15 protein-coding genes are annotated in these 19,095 nt (G+C 70.0%); 11 read left to right on the top strand and 4 right to left on the bottom strand.

The window, feature by feature from the left end:
- Positions 1–21 precede the first annotated feature (21 nt).
- Positions 22–1,161 (bottom strand): XRE family transcriptional regulator, encoded by a 1,140-nt coding sequence (locus ACFVW6_RS32755; RefSeq protein WP_378830392.1) that lies wholly within the window; start codon positions 1,159–1,161, stop codon positions 22–24.
- Positions 1,162–1,494: 333 nt separating this feature from the next.
- On the opposite strand from ACFVW6_RS32755, the gene ACFVW6_RS32750 reads away from it, so the two are divergent.
- Positions 1,495–1,800 (top strand): hypothetical protein, encoded by a 306-nt coding sequence (locus ACFVW6_RS32750; protein WP_355275569.1) that lies wholly within the window; start codon positions 1,495–1,497, stop codon positions 1,798–1,800.
- On the opposite strand, the gene ACFVW6_RS32745 is transcribed toward ACFVW6_RS32750, so the two are convergent.
- On the bottom strand, positions 1,702–4,245 hold the full coding sequence (locus ACFVW6_RS32745; protein ID WP_378830395.1) for an AMP-binding protein: 2,544 nt from the start codon (positions 4,243–4,245) through the stop codon (positions 1,702–1,704). The genes ACFVW6_RS32750 and ACFVW6_RS32745 overlap by 99 nt on opposite strands.
- Positions 4,246–4,317: 72 nt before the next feature.
- Complete coding sequence (locus ACFVW6_RS32740; protein WP_355275565.1) at positions 4,318–5,202, bottom strand: PAC2 family protein; 885 nt, start codon at positions 5,200–5,202, stop codon at positions 4,318–4,320.
- 138 nt (positions 5,203–5,340) lie between these two features.
- On the opposite strand from ACFVW6_RS32740, the gene metH reads away from it, so the two are divergent.
- The 10 genes from metH to ACFVW6_RS32690 all read left to right on the top strand — a co-directional run bounded on the left by metH (position 5,341) and on the right by ACFVW6_RS32690 (position 18,120).
- A complete protein-coding gene (gene metH, locus ACFVW6_RS32735; RefSeq protein WP_378830398.1) occupies positions 5,341–8,937 on the top strand; it encodes a methionine synthase in 3,597 nt (1,198 codons plus the stop codon).
- 220 nt (positions 8,938–9,157) lie between these two features.
- A complete protein-coding gene (locus ACFVW6_RS32730) occupies positions 9,158–10,984 on the top strand; it encodes a protein kinase (RefSeq protein ID WP_378830401.1) in 1,827 nt (608 codons plus the stop codon).
- A gap of 77 nt (positions 10,985–11,061) precedes the next feature.
- Positions 11,062–11,757, top strand: coding sequence for an HAD family hydrolase (locus ACFVW6_RS32725; RefSeq protein ID WP_378830403.1), 696 nt, complete (start codon positions 11,062–11,064; stop codon positions 11,755–11,757).
- A 154-nt stretch (positions 11,758–11,911) separates the two neighbouring features.
- The gene (locus tag ACFVW6_RS32720; RefSeq protein ID WP_355275558.1) at positions 11,912–12,775 is read left to right on the top strand and encodes an arpA protein; all 864 of its coding nucleotides are present in this window, start codon (positions 11,912–11,914) and stop codon (positions 12,773–12,775) included.
- A 12-nt stretch (positions 12,776–12,787) separates the two neighbouring features.
- On the top strand, positions 12,788–13,603 hold the full coding sequence (locus ACFVW6_RS32715) for a class I SAM-dependent methyltransferase (protein WP_378830406.1): 816 nt from the start codon (positions 12,788–12,790) through the stop codon (positions 13,601–13,603).
- A gap of 9 nt (positions 13,604–13,612) precedes the next feature.
- On the top strand, positions 13,613–15,433 hold the full coding sequence (locus ACFVW6_RS32710) for a choline/carnitine O-acyltransferase (protein WP_378830408.1): 1,821 nt from the start codon (positions 13,613–13,615) through the stop codon (positions 15,431–15,433).
- 80 nt (positions 15,434–15,513) lie between these two features.
- Complete coding sequence (locus ACFVW6_RS32705) at positions 15,514–15,777, top strand: phosphoribosyl-ATP diphosphatase (protein WP_043652956.1); 264 nt, start codon at positions 15,514–15,516, stop codon at positions 15,775–15,777.
- Positions 15,778–15,833: 56 nt separating this feature from the next.
- The gene (hisG, locus tag ACFVW6_RS32700; protein ID WP_355275555.1) at positions 15,834–16,685 is read left to right on the top strand and encodes an ATP phosphoribosyltransferase; all 852 of its coding nucleotides are present in this window, start codon (positions 15,834–15,836) and stop codon (positions 16,683–16,685) included.
- A 173-nt stretch (positions 16,686–16,858) separates the two neighbouring features.
- The gene (locus ACFVW6_RS32695) at positions 16,859–16,993 is read left to right on the top strand and encodes a hypothetical protein (protein ID WP_357345547.1); all 135 of its coding nucleotides are present in this window, start codon (positions 16,859–16,861) and stop codon (positions 16,991–16,993) included.
- Complete coding sequence (locus ACFVW6_RS32690) at positions 16,993–18,120, top strand: YeiH family protein (protein ID WP_378830411.1); 1,128 nt, start codon at positions 16,993–16,995, stop codon at positions 18,118–18,120. The genes ACFVW6_RS32695 and ACFVW6_RS32690 overlap by 1 nt, the downstream gene beginning before the upstream one ends.
- Positions 18,121–18,156: 36 nt before the next feature.
- On the opposite strand, the gene ACFVW6_RS32685 is transcribed toward ACFVW6_RS32690, so the two are convergent.
- On the bottom strand, positions 18,157–19,056 hold the full coding sequence (locus ACFVW6_RS32685; RefSeq protein ID WP_378830413.1) for a RecB family exonuclease: 900 nt from the start codon (positions 19,054–19,056) through the stop codon (positions 18,157–18,159).
- Positions 19,057–19,095 lie beyond the last annotated feature (39 nt).

Raw genomic sequence — 19,095 nt, 5'->3', positions numbered from 1 at the left:
CCGCCGTCTGGTAGGCCCCGCTCACCCGACGTTGAGCGAGCGCAGCTGCTCGAGGAACGACTGGGTGCGCGGGTCTCCTGGATAGCGCTCGATGATCTCCCTGGCCGCCTCGCCGGCGATCCAGGCCAGCGAGGGCAGCGAGCGCCTGCCCGCCGTGAACGCGGCGACACCCTCCTCCACCGCGCGCTCGAGATCGCGGTCGCGGACGGCGACCACGGCCAGCGTCAGCCGGGCCTCGGAGACCCGCATCGGATTGCGGACCGAGCCGTCGGGCCGGGTCGAGTCGCTGATCACCTGCTGGGCGTAGCGCTCGGCCAGCCGGTCCTGGCCCGCGACGCGGCAGCAGTCCATGGCGTAGAAGTCGAACTTCGTCGCGTCGACGACGAAGTGGTTGTCCAGATCGGCCGGATGACCCATCCGCGAGAGGATCGCCCTGCCCTCGTCGAGCGCGGTCTGCACGGCCCGGCGATCACCGAGGCGGGCCCAGCCCTTGGCCCGCTGCGCGGCCAGCTGCACCCCGACACTCATCGACGCGGTGCCCGGCATGGCCTTCTCCGAGACGTCGATCGCGCCCCGGAAATTGCCCTGGGTGAGCGCGAACCAGGCCGACATCTCGGCCGCCCACGCGGCGATCTCGACGTTGCCCGCCTCGCGGCCCAGCGAATCCGCGGCCCGCCGGGTGGCCTCGGCGCCTGCCCGGCGGCCGAGGTCGTAATCGACGCAACCGACCAGCAACGCCACCCAGCCCGCCAGCACGAGGATCTCCCGATGCTGGCTCAGGGTGAGCCTGCCGTCGAGCAGCGAGGTGATCCGGCGCAGCCACGCCGTGCCCTCGGCGTGCAGCGCGTGCGGGTCGGCGTAGGCGTACTCGCAGCACAGCCGTTCGGCGGTGGTCCGCACCGCGTCCAGGGTGGCGCTGTTGACGTCGGACATCCGGAGCCTGCCGATGAACTCCAGGGTGTCCATACCCGTCGCCGATAACAGCTCGTCATCCCGGTTGGGCCGGGACTTGGGGAAGAACGCGGCGGGGACGGTGTCGAACGCGGCCGCGATGATCGGCGCGTAGAACTCGTCGGGGCGCGATTCCCCGGACTCCCAGCGCCGCCAGTTGCGCAGCAGGGTACTGTCCGTCGGCAGGTTGTGGGAGGACTTGGCACGCATCGCGCGGACGGCATCGGCTTGCGACCAACCCCTCGCGTCACGTTCCGAACGCATCCGAACAGCCCAGACGGGTCGATCATCAGTTGCGGTCACGGCGGTAGTATCCCACCAGTTAACGTTCGGCGTCCCGAATAGGGCATGTAGATGTCATCGGCTTGACATCTGCTGCGCCGGGCCGTGAATACGCATGCTGTAAGTAGGTGCTCGGCCCGCAGACCGGACACCCGCTTTGCAGGAGAGCTTGCAGGGCAACGCAGTACCCCCGCGCGGCGCACGGCGTCGCGCGGGGGGATCCGACAACAGAACAGCGATCCCAATCCAACGGAGGTTCGGGTGGAAGCGTTGATCTATGGATACTTGCGGGACGACCTGGCCGAGGGCCGGGGCGACCAATTGGAGGATGCGCTACGCAGCCTCGCGCGCACCGCGGGGATGTGTTTCGCCGCGACGTTCCATGAATCGACCGCGGGTGACGGTGCGGCGTTCGCCGAGCTCACTCAGGAATTGAAGCGGGCCGACGCCCACCACGTGGTGGTGCCGTCACTCGATCACCTTGCCGGCCAGACGATTCCGCGTGACCTGCTGATCGCGAAGCTGGCGCACGAGGCGGCCGCCCAGGTACTGACCCTGGAGCGCTAGCCGTGTCCGGTTCCGCCGGCACAGAACCACCATCCTGGTAGCGGCCGCACCGGCCGCGAGCGAGGCGAACAACGCGAGCAGTCGCTGGTCGCCGAACGCCGGGTACACCTGCCAGTGCAGCAGGTACGCGAACAGGGAGCTGTCGGCCACCGCCACCGCCACCACGGCGACGACGGCGGGCACGCGCAGCGCGGGCAACCACACGAGCAGCAGGATGCCCGCCATCACCAGGCGTTCCCGATCGGTGACGCCGAAATACCCGGGCACACTTGCCAGCAGCACGGCGCTGACGATCAGCCGCTGCCAGACTGCCGTCGCCTTCGCTCCGGCCCAGCCGAGAACGAAGTACCAACAGGCCAGCGGTGACAACGGGATGTCGCGCACGGGATAGAGCCCGAACGAGTGCCAGCGCAGTACCAGCGTGAGCCCGAGCAGGGCCAGGGCGAACCAGAACGGCCCCCGCCGCTCCCAGCGGTCCAGCCACGGGATCCGCAGCAGCAGCGCGGCCGCGACCGTGCAGTAGACCAGCACCTCCAGGAACCACAGATGCCCCGCCGTGTCGTTGCGCGGGCCGAGGATCTTGTTGAGCAGCAACACATTCTGCCAGCTGTAATAGCCGGGCTGCCACACCATCGTGATCAGCACCCACAGCGCCGTCGGCACCGCGATCATCGCCACCGTCCGCGCGGTGTGCCGCAACCGCTGCGCCGGGGGAGCCGAACTCACCGAGAAGCGCGCGAAGTTGTAGCCGGCCACCGCGAGCAGCACATGCGCCGCGCCCCACACCTCGAACAGCTGGATGTGCGAGCCGAGGACCAGCACGATGCCGATGGCGCGCAACGCGGTCGAGGTGTCCAGCGCCCGCCCGAGACCACCGCGCGACCGCGGTGTTCGCTCGAGCCGCTCGATCGGCTGCTGCGGCCAGTCGGCGGGCAGCCTGCCGATGACCCGTTCCAGCCGCGCCGCGGTGGTGACGTAGCTGAGCGAATTGCCACCCAGCTCCACGAAGCTCTGCTCGCGCGAAACCTGCTCGACGGGCAGGGCCAGCGCGTCGGCGTAGATCGACCGCACATCGTCGCCGGGGTCCAGCTCGGCCGGGGGCAGCGCCCGAATCGCCGGGTAGTCGATCTTGCCGTTGGCCAGCCGGGGCAGCTCGTCGACGGCCGTCACGGCCACCGCCGCCGCGGGCAGACCCGCGACGCGCGCGATCAGCGCGGCGGGATCGCCCCGGCCCCGGCCGGTCACCGCCGCGATCAGGCGGGCGCCGTCGTCGGTGCAGGCCGCGCCGAAACCGGCGGCGGCCAGCTCGGATTCGATCCGGCCGAGATCGATCCGCAGGCCGAACAGCTTGGCGAAGCGGCTGCGTCTGCCGATCACCTGGTACAGGCCGTCGGCGGTGCGCCGGGCCAGGTCACCGGTGCGCAGGGCGGTGACGGTGCGGCCCAGCGCGAGCTCCGCGGGGTGGGTCGCGTAGCCGAGCATGACGTTCGGGCCGTGATAGACCAGTTCCTCGGCGGCGCCGTCGTCGACCGGTTCGAGCGTGAAATGTCCACCGGGCACCGGTATCCCGATGCATTCGGGGTGCTCGGCCACCAGGTCAGGGGGCAGATACGCCATCCGGGCGGTCGCCTCGGTCTGGCCGTACATCACGAAGAACCGCCAGCCCGCGGCCGCGCCGAGCCGCGCGTAGGCCCGCACCCGCGCGGGTTCGAGCTTGCCGCCCGCCTGCGTCACGTACCGCAGGTCGGGCAGCGACAGCTCGGCGAAGCCGATCCGGTCCAGCAGGTCCACCGTGTACGGGACCGCCGCGAACGAGGTCGCCCGGTGCGCGCGGAACTCCGCCCAGAACTCGGGGTCGAGGACCGACCGCTCGGTGAGCAGCAGGCTCGCGCCGCGCAGCAGATGGCTGTGCACCACCGACAGCCCGTAGCAGTAGAACAGCGGCAGCGTGGTCGCCGCCCGATCGTGCGGCCCGATCTCGAGATAGCGGGCGATCGAGTCGGCATTGGCGAGCAGGTTCGCCGCCGAGAGCCGGACCAGCTTCGGCGAGCCGGTCGACCCGGACGTGCTCAACAGCAACGCGAGCTCCGGATGCAGCTCGTGCGCCGGTTCCGCGCGCTCGGTGACGATCCGGCCGTGGTCGACGACGACGTCCGGATCGTAGATCGCGGCGAGTTCACCGGAGAGTTCGCCGGTCAGCAGCACCACGCAGCCCGCGTCGAGCGCGCCCAGGTAGGCGACGAGGGAGTCGAGGTCGTTGCCCGCGGTCAGCGCGACGAGCCGGCGCGCCGGGCCGAGCCGCGCCGAGAACGCCGCGACGCGGTCGGCGAGCTGGGCGTAGGTGACCCGGCACAGGGTGTCGGCGGGCGCAATCGGGTGCCGGTGGAGCACCGCGATCCGGTCGTCGAATCCCCGGAGATGAGCGACGATCGGGTGGTTCGGCACGCGAAAAAGTCTAGGTGGCGTGCCGCCGATATCCGGGAGGTGCTCGCGTGGCGAATTCCCGGTGAACGCGGGTCAGAGGCCGAAACTGCCCGGGCCCCGCCTGCGCAGGTACTTCTCGAACTCCGCGGCGATGGCGTCACCGTCGATCTTGGCCATCGTCTCGTTGAGGTCGATCGCCGCGTCGCCGCGCTCCTCGAGCGAGCGCACGTACTCGTTGATCTCCTCGTCGCCGACGGTCATCTCGTTGACCGCGGCCTCCCATTCCTCGGCCTGTTTGGGCAGCTCACCGAGCGGAACCTCGATGTCGAGGACGTCCTCGACCCGGTGCAGCAGGGCGATCGTGGCCTTCGGGTTCGGCGGCTGCGACACATAGTGCGGCACCGCCGCCCAGAACGACACCGCGGGCACCCCGGCCTTGACGCACTGGTCCTGCAGGACCCCGGTGATCCCGGTCGGGCCCTCGTAGCGGGTCTGCTCCAGGCTGAACCGCTCGGCGGCCTCGGGACTGTAGGCCGAACCGGTCACCGGCACCGGGCGCGTGTGCGGCGTGTCGGCCAGCAACGCGCCGAGGATGACCACCGTCTCCACCCCGAGCTGCTCGATGAACTCCAGCAGGTCGTTGCAGAAGCTGCGCCAGCGCATATTGGGCTCGATCCCGCGCAGCAGGACGACGTCGCGGTCGCTGCCCGGGGGCGAGCACACCGACAGCATGGTCGAGGGCCACTGGATCTCCCTGGTCACCCCGTCGACCTGGCGCACCGTCGGGCGGTTCACCTGGTAGTCGTAGTAGTCCTCGGAATCGAGTTCGGCGAGCGGCTCGGCGTCCCAGATCAACTCCAGATGTTCGACCGCGCCACTGGCGGCGTCACCGGCGTCGTTCCAGCCCTCGAAGGCCGCGACCAGCACGGGATTGCGCAACGTCGGCAGTTCCGTCTCGGGGGTTTCACTGGCATCCACCCGGTCAGCCTAGTGTCTTCGGCGAATTGTTTTGCGGTGACCGGCGCTGTTGCGTGTTTCCCGTGCGGGCTGTGTCCGGCGCCACTCGAATCACCCGCAGTGGTCTTGTGCGTCGGGGCCGCCCATTAGTCTTGAATCATGTCTGCGTCCTTGCCCACCGGGTTCGATACCACGCTCCTCGATACGCTCCGACGGCGTGTCGTCATCGGCGACGGTGCGATGGGCACGATGTTGCAGGCCGCGGATCTGACGCTCGACGATTTCCGTGGCCTCGAGGGATGCAACGAGATCCTCAACGACACCCGTCCCGACGTGCTGCGCGCGATCCACCGCGCGTACTTCGAAGCGGGTGCGGATGCGGTGGAGACCAACACCTTCGGCTGCAATCTGCCCAACCTGGCCGACTACGACATCGCCGACCGGATCCGCGATCTGTCCGAGCGCGGCACGCGCCTGGCCCGCGAGGTCGCCGACGAGATGGGCCCGTCCGCCGACGGCACCCCGCGCTACGTCCTGGGCTCGATGGGGCCGGGCACCAAGCTGCCGACGCTGGGCCACGCCCCGTTCGTCTCGCTGCGCGACGCCTACACCGAGGCCGCCCTCGGCATGCTCGACGGCGGCGCCGACGCCATCCTGATCGAGACCTGCCAGGACCTGCTGCAGGTCAAGGCGGCGATCACCGGCAGCAGGCGGGCCATGCTCGCCGCGGGCCGCCGGATCCCGATCATCACCCACGTCACCGTGGAGACCACCGGCACCATGCTGGTCGGCAGCGAGATCGGCGCGGCGCTGACCGCGCTGGAACCGCTCGGCATCGACATGATCGGCCTGAACTGCGCGACCGGCCCCGACGAGATGAGCGAGCACCTGCGGCACCTGTCGCGGCACGCGCAGATCCCCGTCTCGGTGATGCCGAACGCGGGCCTGCCGGTGCTCGGCGCGAACGGCGCGGAGTACCCGCTGACCCCGGAGGAGCTGGCCGTCGCGATGAGCGGCTTCGTCTCCGAATTCGGCCTGTCGCTGGTGGGTGGCTGCTGTGGCACCACCCCCGAGCACATCCGCCAGGTCGCCGAGGCCGTGCGCGCGGTCGAGACCACGCTGCCGCCGATCGAGCAGCGCCGCACGCCCGCGCACGAGCCCGCCGTGTCGAGCATGTACACAGCGGTCCCGTTCGAGCAGGACGCCTCGATCCTGATGATCGGCGAGCGCACGAACGCCAACGGCTCCAAGGCATTCCGCGACGCCATGCTGGCCGAGGACTGGCAGCGCTGCCTCGAGATCGCCAAGGACCAGACCCGCGACGGCGCGCACATGCTCGACCTGTGCGTCGACTACGTCGGCCGCGACGGCACCAAGGACATGAACGAGCTGGCCTCGCGCCTGGCCACGTCCTCGACCCTGCCGATCATGCTCGACTCCACCGAGCCGCCGGTCCTGCAGGCCGGTCTGCAGCACCTGGGCGGCCGCTGCGCGGTGAACTCGGTGAACTACGAGGACGGCGCGGGCCCGGATTCGCGCTTCCAGCAGATCATGCGGCTGGTGTCCGAGCACGGCGCCGCGGTGGTCGCGCTGACCATCGACGAGGAGGGCCAGGCCCGCACCGCCGAGACGAAGGTCGCGATCGCCGAGCGCCTGATCGACGACATCACGACCAACTGGGGTCTGCTGGAGTCCGACATCATCGTCGACACCCTGACCTTCACCCTCGGCACCGGTCAGGAGGAGTCGCGCAAGGACGGCGAGGAGACCATCAAGGCCATCCGGGAGCTCAAGCGCAAGCACCCGGAGGTGCAGACCACCCTCGGTCTGTCCAACATCTCCTTCGGCCTGAACCCGGCCGCCCGGCAGGTGCTGAACTCGGTGTTCATGCACGAATGTGTCGAAGCCGGACTGGATTCGGCGATCGTGCACGCGTCGAAGATCCTGCCGATGAGCCGGATCCCCGACGAGCAGCGCCAGACCGCACTGGATCTGATCTACGACCGGCGCACCGAGGACTACGACCCGCTGCAGAAGCTGATGGCGCTGTTCGAGGGCGTCTCGACCGCGTCGTCGAAGGCCTCGCGGGCCGAGGAGCTGGCCGCGCTGCCGCTGTTCGACCGGCTCGAGCGGCGCATCGTCGACGGCGAGCGCAACGGCCTCGACGTCGACCTGGACGAGGCGATGCAGACGGTGCCGCCGCTGCAGATCATCAACGAGACCCTGCTCTCGGGCATGAAGACCGTCGGTGAGCTGTTCGGTTCCGGCCAGATGCAGCTGCCGTTCGTGCTGCAGTCGGCCGAGGTGATGAAAACCGCGGTGGCGCACCTGGAACCGCACATGGAGGCCACCGACGACTCCGGCAAGGGCCGGATCGTGCTCGCCACCGTCAAGGGCGACGTGCACGACATCGGCAAGAACCTGGTCGACATCATCCTGTCCAACAACGGCTACGAGGTGGTCAACCTCGGCATCAAGCAGCCGATCGCCACCATCCTCGACGCCGCGCAGGACAAGAAGGCCGACGTGATCGGCATGTCCGGGCTGCTGGTGAAGTCGACCGTGGTGATGAAGGAGAACCTCGAGGAGCTCAACGCCAAGGGTGTCGCCGAACAGTTCCCGGTGCTGCTCGGCGGCGCCGCGCTGACCCGCGCCTACGTGGAGAACGACCTCACCGCCGTCTACGAGGGCGACGTGCACTACGCCCGCGACGCGTTCGAGGGCCTGCGGCTGATGGACGAGATCATGACCGTCAAGCGCGGCGGTGGCCTCGATCCCGACAGCCCCGAGGCGATCGCGGCCAAGGAGAAGGCCGCCGAGCGCAAGGCCCGCCACGAGCGCTCCAAGCGGATCGCCGCCGAGCGCAAGGCCGCCGAGGTGCCGATCGAGGTTCCGGAGCGGTCCGACGTCGCGGCCGACCTGCCTGTGCCTACCCCGCCGTTCTGGGGTACCCGCGTGGTGAAGGGCCTGCCGCTGCAGGAGTATTCGGGCCTGCTCGACGAGCGGGCGCTGTTCCTGGGACAGTGGGGCCTGCGCGGTCAGCGCAGCGGCGACGGGCCGTCCTACGAGGAGCTGGTGGAGACCGAGGGCAGGCCGCGGCTGCGCGCCTGGCTCGATCGGCTGGCGACCGAGGGCGTGCTGCAGCACGCCGCGGTGGTGTACGGGTACTTCCCGGCGGTGTCGGAGGGCGACGACGTCATCGTGCTCACCGAGCCCGACGCCGACGCGCCCGAGCGGTACCGGTTCACCTTCCCGCGCCAGCAGCGCGACCGCTTCCTGTGCATCGCCGACTTCCTCCGTTCGCGCGAGCGGGCGCGCGAGACCGGCCAGGTCGACGTGCTGCCGTTCCAGCTGGTCACCATGGGCCAGCCGATCGCCGACTTCGCCAACGCGCTGTTCGCGGCCGACAACTACCGCGACTACCTCGAGGTGCACGGCATCGGCGTGCAGCTCACCGAGGCGCTGGCCGAGTACTGGCATCGCCGGGTGCGCGAGGAACTGACGCTGGAGGGCCAGTCGGTCGCCGACGACGATCCCGCCGACATCCTCGACTACTTCAAGCTCGGGTACCGCGGCGCGCGGTACTCCTTCGGCTACGGCGCCTGCCCGGAGCTCGAGGACCGGGCCAAGCTGGTCGACCTGCTCGACGCGGGCCGGGTCGGGGTGACGCTGTCGGAGGAGCTGCAGCTGCACCCGGAACAGTCGACCGACGCGTTCGTCCTGCTGCATCCGGAGGCGAAATACTTCAACGCCTGAGACACTGACAGGCGACGGCAGATCGGACCGGTCCCCGCGGGGCCGGTCCGATGCCGTTGTGCCGGTTGTGAGTCTGGTCACGAAGCGGCCGGGAGTCCATGGACCGGGGCCGTCGGGGACGAGGGCAAAGCAGTTCAGCACGTAGGATTTTCGGAAGTTTCATCCCGCTGTGGCGCGGAGGGCTGGACGACTCGGCGGTATTGCAGGAGGGGCACACGTTATGACATCGGATCGGTTGATCGCGGGACGCTATCGACTCACCGACCCGATCGGCACCGGCGCGATGGGGGTCGTGTGGCGTGCCACCGACGTCCGGCTGCGCCGCACCGTCGCGGTGAAGCAGTTGCTGCTCGCACCGGGACTCACCGGATCGCAAGCGCTGGAAGCGAAGCTGCGCGCCATGCGCGAGGGCCGCATCGCCGCCCGCCTGCACCACCCGAACGCCATCACCGTCTTCGACGTCGCCGAGGAAGACGGCCAGCCCTGGCTGGTCATGGAGTACATGAACGCGCCCAGCCTCGCGGTGAAGCTGGCGGGCGGGGCGACGCTGCCGCCGCTCGAGGTGGCCGGGATCGGCGCCCAGGCCGCGGCCGCGCTGTCGGCGGCGCACGACGCCGGGATCATGCACCGCGACGTGAAGCCGGCCAACCTGCTCGTCGGCGACGACGGCACCGTCAAGCTCACCGACTTCGGGATCTCGCACGCCACCGGCGATGTCACCGTCACCGCCACCGGCTTCCTGGCGGGCACGCCCGCCTACCTGGCGCCCGAGATCGCCCGCGGCGACGACCCGAAGCCCGCGGCCGACGTGTTCGCGCTGGGGTCGACCCTGTACGCCGCCGTGGAGGGCGCCCCGCCGTTCGGCGAGGGCGACAACCCGCTCGCGGTGCTGCACGCCGTCGCCAGGGGCGTGGTGCCGCAACCGCAGCGAGCGGGATCACTCGGTCCGGTGCTGATGTGGCTGCTGACCGCGTCGGCCGAGGACCGGCCGACCATGGCGCAGGCGCGCAAGGCACTCGAAGATGTCGCGGCGGGCCGGGTTCCGGCACTGCCCGCCACGGCGACGAAGGTGCTGCCGCTGAGCGAGGCGGCCACGACGTTGCTGCCCCAGCCCACCACGTCGACAACGGCGAAGTCCGGCGCCGCGGGTCTGCTCGGTGGCGGACTGGCGCTGGCGAAGGCGGCGAAGTCCGCGATCACCGGCGGATCGACCGCCACGGGAACGGGGGGAGCGGCGGGCGTTTCGCCCGCGGCGCCGTCGGGACCGGACAGTGGGGCAGCGGCGGCAGGCGCGCGACAGGACCGGCCACAGGACGCCACGCCCGGCACCGGCGCCGAACGGGCCGCGACCCCGTCCGGACCGCCGCCGGCCGGCCCGACCCCGCTCGCGCGCACCGACGGGCCGAACAACAGCCGGGCCATCCTGCTGCTCGCCGCCGCCGTCGCCGCGTTCACGGTGATGCTGGTCGTGCTGGTCGTGACGCGGGACCGGGGCGCGGACCCCACGCAGCAGGCGCTGGACCCGGTCACCGTCACCACGGTGGTCGACGGCAAGGTCAGCACCGTCGTCATCGTCCCCGAGCAGGAGACGGTCACCGTGTCCGCGCCGCCGGGCCCGTCCCAGACGGGGCCGACGACCCCCGGCGCCACGTCCGCTCCGTCGGGCACGAGCACCTCGGGCAAGCCGACCGTCACGCCCAGCCCGACCAGCACCACGATCACCACCACCCCGTTCGGCCCGCCGAGCCCGGACCGCATCGGCCAGTTCATCGCCGGGTACTACGGCATGCTGCCCGGCAATATCGGCGGCGCCTGGGCGCAGCTGGCCCCCGGCTATCAGGCACAGACCGGTGGGTACGGCCAGTACTCCTCGTTCTGGTCGACGGTGCGGTCGGTGACTGTCGGCTCGATCACGCCGAACGGGGAGAACCGGGCGGTCGTCTCGCTCACCTACCACCTCACCAACGGCACCGTGACCTCGGAGAACCGCTGGATCCAGGTGAGCGGCACCGGCAACAGCCTGCAGATCGCCGGATCCGGTGTCTGATCCGCACCGGCTACCCTGAACGCGGCCCGGCGTCCGCCGGGCCGATCCGACGCGGAAGAGAACGAGGCGAGAAACAGGTGAGCGCGCGACCGGCCGCGGTGCTGTGGGACATGGACGGCACGCTGCTCGACTCGGAGAAGCTGTGGGACATAGCGGTGCGCGAACTGGCTCGCGAACACGGCCGTGAGCTCACCGACGAGATCCGCCACGCGCTGATCGGCGCCTCCGGCCCGAACGCGCTGCGCATGCTGTTCGACGGCATCGGCGTCGAGGCGACGCCGCGGGTCCTCGCCGAGGCGGGGGAGTTCCTCGAACGGCGGGTCACCGAGCTGATGCTCGGGCCGATCCCGTGGCGGCCCGGCGCCAAGGACGCGCTGGCCATGGTGCGCGCGGCGGGACTGCGCTGCGCGCTGGTCACCAACACCAAGCGCTCGCTCACCGAATACGGGCTCGACACGCTGGGCCGCGACTTCTTCGACACCTCCGTCTGCGGTGACGAAGTGGCGCACGGCAAACCCGATCCGGCCATCTATCGCAAGGCCGCCGACCTGCTCGGACTCGACCCGGCCGACTGCGTGGCGATCGAGGATTCGCCCACCGGCGCACTCGCGGCACAGGGCGCCGGGTGCGGCCTGATCGTGATTCCGTGCGAAATCGCGGTTCCCGAGGCGCCGGGGCGGGTATTCCGGGAGTCACTGGTGGGTTTGTCGGCCGCCGATCTGGGGGCCGCGCTCGTGGCGCGCGACGAACATTTCGGCAGCGCAGCGAGATAGGGCGAATAGCCTACCGTGATAATTCCGGTATCGACAGAGATTGTTCGAAAACTGTTGTCGCACAGTTGATTTCATGACGCTGTGATCTGCCCGGGATAGGCCGGATTTGCCGAAACCCTGGGCGTGTCGGCGAAAGTTACCGCAAACTGAAGCCATGACAGGGACGCGGGGGCTTGACGAAATCGTCGACATCGCACGGTATCCGCTCACCGATCTCGGTGGTCCGGGCCGGCGCGCCGCGGTCGAGGCCGCCCGCGCGGAACTGGCGCAGGACGGCTGTACCGTCCTGCGCGAGTTTCTCCGTCCGGAGCTGTGGGACACGCTGCGCGCGGAGGGCGAGCGGATCGCCCCGCACGCCCACTACAAGGTGGAGCGGGTCAACGCCTACAACATCCCGCTCGACACCGATCTGCCCGCCGACCACCCGGCCCGGATCGTGCTCGACCGCGGCAACGCCTTCGTCGCCCGCGACCGCATTCCCGCCGACGCGCTGATCCAGCGCCTCTACACCGACCCGATCTTCCAGCGTTTCGTCGCCGACTGCTTCGAACTCGACGAACTGCACGAATTCGCCGACCCGCTGGCCGGTCTGTGCCTGAACGTGGTCGAGCCGGGCATGTCGCACCCCTGGCATTTCGACACCAACGAGTTCACCGTCAGCATGCTGACCCGCCGCCCCGAAGCCGGCGGTGTCTTCGAGTACTGCCCCAATATCCGCGATCCGCACGCCGAGCATCTCGACGACGTGCGCGCCGTGCTCACCGGCGAGGGCGAACGGTTCATCCGCGCCCTGGAACTGCGCCCCGGCGATCTGCAGCTGTTCAAGGGCCGCTTCTCGCTCCACCGGGTCACCGAGGTGGCCGGTGCGGGACAACGACATTCGGCGATCTTCGCCTACACGGACCGGCCCGGGGTGATCGGCACTGTCGAACGCACCAGGCAGCTGTTCGGCCGTGTCCTGCCCGACCATGTGGCCGCCGCGGCCGACGCCGTCCGAGGTGACCGACTGCTCGACTGAGAGGAACCGCCCATGTCCGTTCCGTTGCACACCACCGGCAAAGCATCCTTCGACGACATCTACGAAAGTCCCGATCCGCGTGCCTACTTCGCGCGGATGAACGAGCTGGACTACCGGATCCCGGAGCTGGCCAAGCCGCACTTCCAGGAGCAGTTGCGTCAGTTGCGGGCGGCGCGGCCGGACCGGATCCCGACGGTGCTCGACCTGGGCTGCTCCTACGGGGTGAACGCGGCGCTGCTGCGGACCGGCACGACGGTCGAGGAACTGGCCGGGCACTATCGCGACCACGCCGAGACCGACAAGGTCGGGCTGATCGCGGCGGACCGGGAGCGGTTGCGCGCCGACCTGATGCCCGACGTACGCTTCGTCGGGATGGACGCCGCACGCCCGGCGCTGACCTACGCCCACGCCGCCGGACTCCTGCACGACTACGTGCACGCCGACCTCGAGGCCACCGAGCCGACCGAGGCCCAGCGGCGTGTGCTCGCCTCCGCCGACCTGGTGATCTCCACCGGGTGTGTCGGCTACATCACCGAGAAAACCCTCTCCAGGGTCGCCCAGGCGGATCCCCGCAAGCGACCGTGGATGGCGCATTTCGTGTTGCGGATGTTCGATTTCGGCCCGATCGCCGCGGAACTCGCCGCGCTCGGCTATCGCAGCGAGCAGCGTCCCGGTATGTTCCAGCAGCGGCGCTTCGCTTCGGCCCAGGAACGTGCACAGGTGCTGGAAGCGTTGGCGGCCAAGGGAATCGACACCACCGACCACGAAGCCGAAGGCTGGCTCTACGCCAACCTGTTCGTGTCCCGCCCGCATCCCATCGAGACCTGAGGATCTGGATTGAACCAACCGACGTTCGCCGCCGAAGACAGCCTGCCCCGGGTTCCGCTGCCGACACTGGACGACAGTTGCGCGCGGTTCCTGCAGTGGTGTCAGCCGCTGCTCGGCGCCGAGGAACTCGCCACCACCGAGGCCGCAGTCGCCGAACTGCTGCGGCCCGGTGGGGCAGGGCGGACCCTGCACGCCGCGCTCGCCGAGTACGACGCCACACCGGGGGTCGGCAGCTGGCTCGACGAGTTCTGGCCCTCGCGGTACCTGGGCCGCCGCGACCGGATCGCGCTGAACGCCAACTTCGTCTTCCTGTTCCGCGACGACACCCCGCTGGCCGCCTCCACCGTGGCGGGCCAGGCCGAGCGGGCCGCCGCGATCATCGGCGCCGCCGTGGACTACAAGCTGGCGCTGGACGCCGAGCGGATCCCGCCGGTCACCCAGCGCGGGCAGCAGCTGTCGATGTGGCAGAACGAGTACCTGTTCTCCGAGACCCGGATCCCGGGCGAGGAGCAGGACACCGTGCGCAAGCCCTACAGCCCGGAATGGCCGGGTCCCTCGGACGCGCGCCACATCGTGGTCTTCTACCGCGGCAACATCTTCCGGATGGACGTGATCGGCCCGGACGGCGCGCCGTACGCGTTCGAGGACGTGGTCGACGGGCTGCGGGCGGTCATCAAGGGCGGCACCAAGCCCGCGGCCACCGACACCTCGATCGGACACCTGACCACCAAGGCCAGGGCGGAGTGGGCCCGCAGCCGGGCCACCCTGCGCGCCGAGGCGGCCAATGTCGCGGCGTTCGACGAGGTCGAGACGGCGCTGTTCGCGGTGTGCCTGGAGGACTTCACCCCTCGCGACGAACTGCACGCCTGCGATCAGCTGCTGCACGGCGACAGCGCCAACCGGTACTTCGACAAGTCGGTGTCGTTCATCGTCTTCGCCGACGGCCAGGCCGGCATCAATATCGAGCACTGCGGTCTCGACGGCACCACCGTGCTGTCGTTCGTCGACGCGCTGCTCGAGCGGACCGAGTCCGACCACGCCGCCACCAGCGGCGCGCGGGCCCAGGGGCTGCCGCAGGTCGAGCCGATCGAGTTCGTCCTCGACTCGGCCGCCCGCGCCGACATCGCGGCGGCGGGTGCCGACTTCGCCCGCTTCGCCGCCGACACCGCGACCGCGCTGGTCTCGTTCGACGACTTCGGCACCGGCGCGGCCAAGCAGCTCGGCATCTCGCCCGACGCGTTCGCCCAGCTGGCCTACCAGCTCGCCCACCGGCGCAGCAAGGGCCTGACCGGCGCCACCTACGAGTCCATCGCGACCCGGCAGTTCCGCAACGGCCGCACCGAGGCCATGCGCGTGGTGACCCCGGAGATGGTGGCCTTCGTCGACGCGATGGTCGACGACTCCGCCGAACGCGCGGACAAGCTGGCCGCGGCCCGCACGGCGGCGTCCGCGCACGTCGGCCGGGCCAAGGAGTGCCAGGCCGGGCAGGCGCCCGAGCAGCACCTGTGGGAGCTGCAGTGGATCCAGCGCCGCCGCGGCGCGGAGCTGGGCGTCGCCGGCGAGCGGATCGCGCTGTTCGACAGCCCCGGCTGGACGATCATGCGCGACGACTACCTGAGCACCAGCTCGGCGCCGTCGGTGCATATCCGCTACTTCGGTTTCGGCTCCACCAGCCCGACCTGCATCGGCATCGCCTACGTGCTGCTGCCGGACCGCTGGAACATCTACCTGGCCACCCCCAAGTCGGTGGCCGACCAGATGTACGCCTTCGCCGACCACCTGCGCACCGCGGTCGCCGACCTGCGCGAACTGCTGGCCGACCCGTCCTGACGGTGACCCGCGCACCGTGGCCGCCGGTGGCCACGGTGCGCGGGAAAACCGGTGTACACGGTGTGAAACAATCACTCATCGTGAAGAACTTCGAATCCCTGTTCGCCGAGCTGCAGGATCGTGCCCAGACCCGTCCCGAGGGGTCGGGCACCGTGGCCGCGCTGGACGCAGGCGTTCATTTCCAGGGTAAGAAGGTGCTCGAGGAAGCCGGTGAGATCTGGCTGGCCGCCGAGCACGAGAGCGACGAAGCGCTCGCCGAGGAGATCTCCCAGCTGCTGTACTGGGTCCAGGTGATGATGGTGGGTCGCGGGCTGAAGCTCGAGGACGTGTACCGACATCTGTGACGGCTGATCCGTCCGGTCGACACCTCCACTTCCGCTCCCCGAAAGGACCCCTTCCCATGTTGCGCGTCGCAGTTCCCAACAAGGGCTCGCTGTCGGAATCCGCCGTCTCGATCCTGAGTGAGGCCGGTTACCGCAAACGCACCGACTCCCGTGAGCTGACCGTCCTCGACCCCGCCAACCAGGTCGAATTCTTCTTCCTGCGGCCCAAGGACATCGCCATCTACGTCGGCTCCGGTGAGCTCGACCTCGGCATCACCGGCCGCGACCTGGCCCTGGATTCCGGGTCGCCGGTCAGCGAGCGCCTCTCGCTCGGCTTCGGCCGTTCCTCGTTCCGCTACGCCGCGCCGGCCGGCGAGGACTGGAAGGTCGAGGATCTGGCGGGCAAGCGCATCGCCACCTCGTACCCGAACCTGGTCCGCGCCGACCTGGCCCGCTTCGGCATCGAGGCCGAGGTCATCCGCCTCGACGGCGCCGTCGAGATCTCGATCCAGCTGGGCGTGGCCGACGCGATCGCCGATGTCGTCGGCTCCGGCCGCACCCTGCGTCAGCACAACCTGGTGGCCTTCGGCGACTCGCTCTGCGATTCCGAGGGCGTGCTGATCGAGCGCACGGGTTCCGACCAGGACGACCGGGCCCGCAACCAGCTCATCGCGCGCATCCAGGGTGTGGTGTTCGCCCAGCAGTACCTGATGCTGGACTACGACTGCCCCAAGTCGCTGCTCGACGAGGCCGTCGCCATCACCCCGGGCCTGGAGTCGCCGACGGTCTCCCCGCTCACCGACCCCGACTGGGTCGCGGTGCGCGCCCTGGTCCCGCGCAAGCAGGGCAACGACCTGATGGACCGCCTCGCCGATCTCGGCGCCAAGGCCATCCTCGCCACCGACATCCGGTCCTGCCGCGCGTTCTGACCTGATTCGTCCCGAACGGCCCGGCGAGCGTGATCGGCTCGCCGGGCCGTTTCGCGTCTCCGGTCGTGCGTGCGGCGCGGTGCGAGATCGGTTCAGGGTGAGCGCAATCGGTGTGTGCCGGGGGAGGGCGTTGCTACCTTGCGGTTTCTCGATGAGGAACACAAGGAGTCACCGTGTCCCAGACACAACCCGAGCCGCGGCCGGGTAGCGCATTCACGTGGAACGAGGACTGGCTGGCCACGGTCGTCGGTCTCGCTCTGATCGGTCTCGTCCTGGTCGGGGCGATCCCCGCGTGGCTGGTGCCGTGATGAGCGAGCCGAAGACCACGACGGAGACCGCCGCGCTGCAGGCCAACCCGCGTCCCACGAGCACCGATATCGCGGCCGGGATCCTGCTCGTGCTCGCGCTCGGCGCGCTGACCCGGTTCTTCGACACCCAGGTGCCGCAGTGGGCGGCCGACACGCCGTTCACGCGGATCGCCAAGTCGGTCGAATACCCGGTGTACGCGATCGCGATCGGTCTGCTCGGCAATGTGGTGCTGAGCAGACTCGGCCTGCGGGAACGGCTTTCGGCCGGGTTCCGGACCGAGTTCTTCATCAAGACCGGTGTGGTGCTGCTCGGCGCGTCGATCAATCTGAAGATCCTGGTGACGGCGGCCGCGCCGTCGATCGTCCAGGCGCTGGCGCTGATCACCATCGTGTTCGGCTTCACCTGGTGGTTCGGCGGCAAGCTCGGCCTCGACGACAAGCTGCGGGCGCTGCTGTCCTCGGCGGTGTCGATCTGCGGGGTGAGCGCCGCGATCGCGGCGGCGGGCGCGGTACAGGCGCGGCGCGAGCAGATCGCCTACGCGGCCTCGCTGGTGATCATCTTCGCGCTGCCCTCGATCTTCCTGCTGCCCTGGCTGGCCGACGCCTTCGGCCTGTCGGACGCGGTGGCGGGCGCCTGGATCGGCGGCAATATCGACACCACGGCCGCGGTGGCCGCGGCGGGCGCGCTCGCCGGGGAGGACGCGCTGAAGATCGCCACGATCGTCAAGACCACGCAGAACGCGCTGATCGGTCTCGTCGCCATCGCGCTGACCGCCTGGTTCGCGTTCCGGGTCGACCGCACGCCGGGCGCGGCCCGGCCGAGTATCGGCGAATTCTGGTCCAGGTTCCCGAAGTTCGTGCTCGGCTTCCTCGCCGCCTCGATCATCGGCACCCTGTACCTGCAGTCGGTCGACAAGAAGACCGGTGCGGCGCACATCGCGATCATCAACGACCTGCGCACCTGGTTCCTGATCCTCGCCTTCGTCTCCATCGGCCTGGAGTTCTCGCTGCGCGGACTGCGCGAGGCGGGCTGGCGCCCGATCGCGGTCTTCGGCTCGGCGGTCGTGGTGAACCTGGCGGTCGGGCTCGGACTATCGGTGCTGCTGTTCCGCGACTTCGCGGTGTGAGGGTGAGCCGGCCGTCGCCGGACGGGCGACGGCCGCTCAGACGTCCTCGGCGGGGCGCGCGTCGGGCAGTCCCAGCTCGACCGGCGCCTGCCGCGGCCAGCCCGGATACGGCGGCGGGGTGCCACCGAACTCCGGGCACAGGTGCTGGAAGTCGCAGAACCGGCACATCGCGGAGCGGCTGGGCGGGAAATCGCCGGTGCGGCCCGCCTCCAGGATCGCCTGCCACAGCGCGATCAGGATCCGTTCGAAGCGGTCCAGCTCGTCGCGGTCGGGGGAGTAGGTGAGCAGCACCTTGTCGGCCAGGTAGATCAGCCGCAGCTGGGCGGGCACGATATCGCGGGTGCGCAGGATCATCAGCGCGTAGAACTTGAGCTGGAACAGCGCCCTGGCCTCGTGCAGCGGGCCGGGGGCGCGCCCGGTCTTGTAGTCGACCACCCGCAGCAGGCCGTTGGGCGCGATATCGATCCGGTCGACGAACCCGCGCAGCGGAATGTCACCGGCCAGCTCGACCTCCACCCGCTCCTCCCGCGAGTCCGGCTCGAACCTGGTCGGATCCTCGAGCTCGTAATAGCTCTCGACCAGCCGCCGAACCTCCGCGAACAGCGCCTCGGGGCCGCCCTCGGCGACCAGTTCGTCGATCCCGTCCCGGTCGGCCCGCACCCGATCCCAGGCGCCGGGCACCAGCTCGGCCGCGCGCTCGGGGTGCCGCTCGGCGGCGGGCAGCCCGAACAGATCCTCGAGCACAGCGTGCACCACCGTGCCCCGCACCGCGGCCCGGGTCGGCGGCTCCGGCACCCGATCGATCGCCCGCAACCGGTACTTGAGCGGGCACTGCTTGAAATCGCTTGCCCGCGAAGGCGACAACGCCGGTCGCGACCGCTGGGCCGGACCGTCGGCGGTGTCGTCGGCGAGGGACGCGGACACGGGCACTGACATACTTCGCAGGGTATCGGCACCCACCGACATCGACCCGCG

Origin of the sequence: Nocardia sp. NPDC058244 (assembly GCF_042882065.1) — a bacterium.
Classification (GTDB): Bacteria; Actinomycetota; Actinomycetes; order Mycobacteriales; family Mycobacteriaceae; genus Nocardia.
Note: the sequence above shows the minus strand (reverse complement) of the source record. Positions and strands in the feature narration are given on the sequence as shown.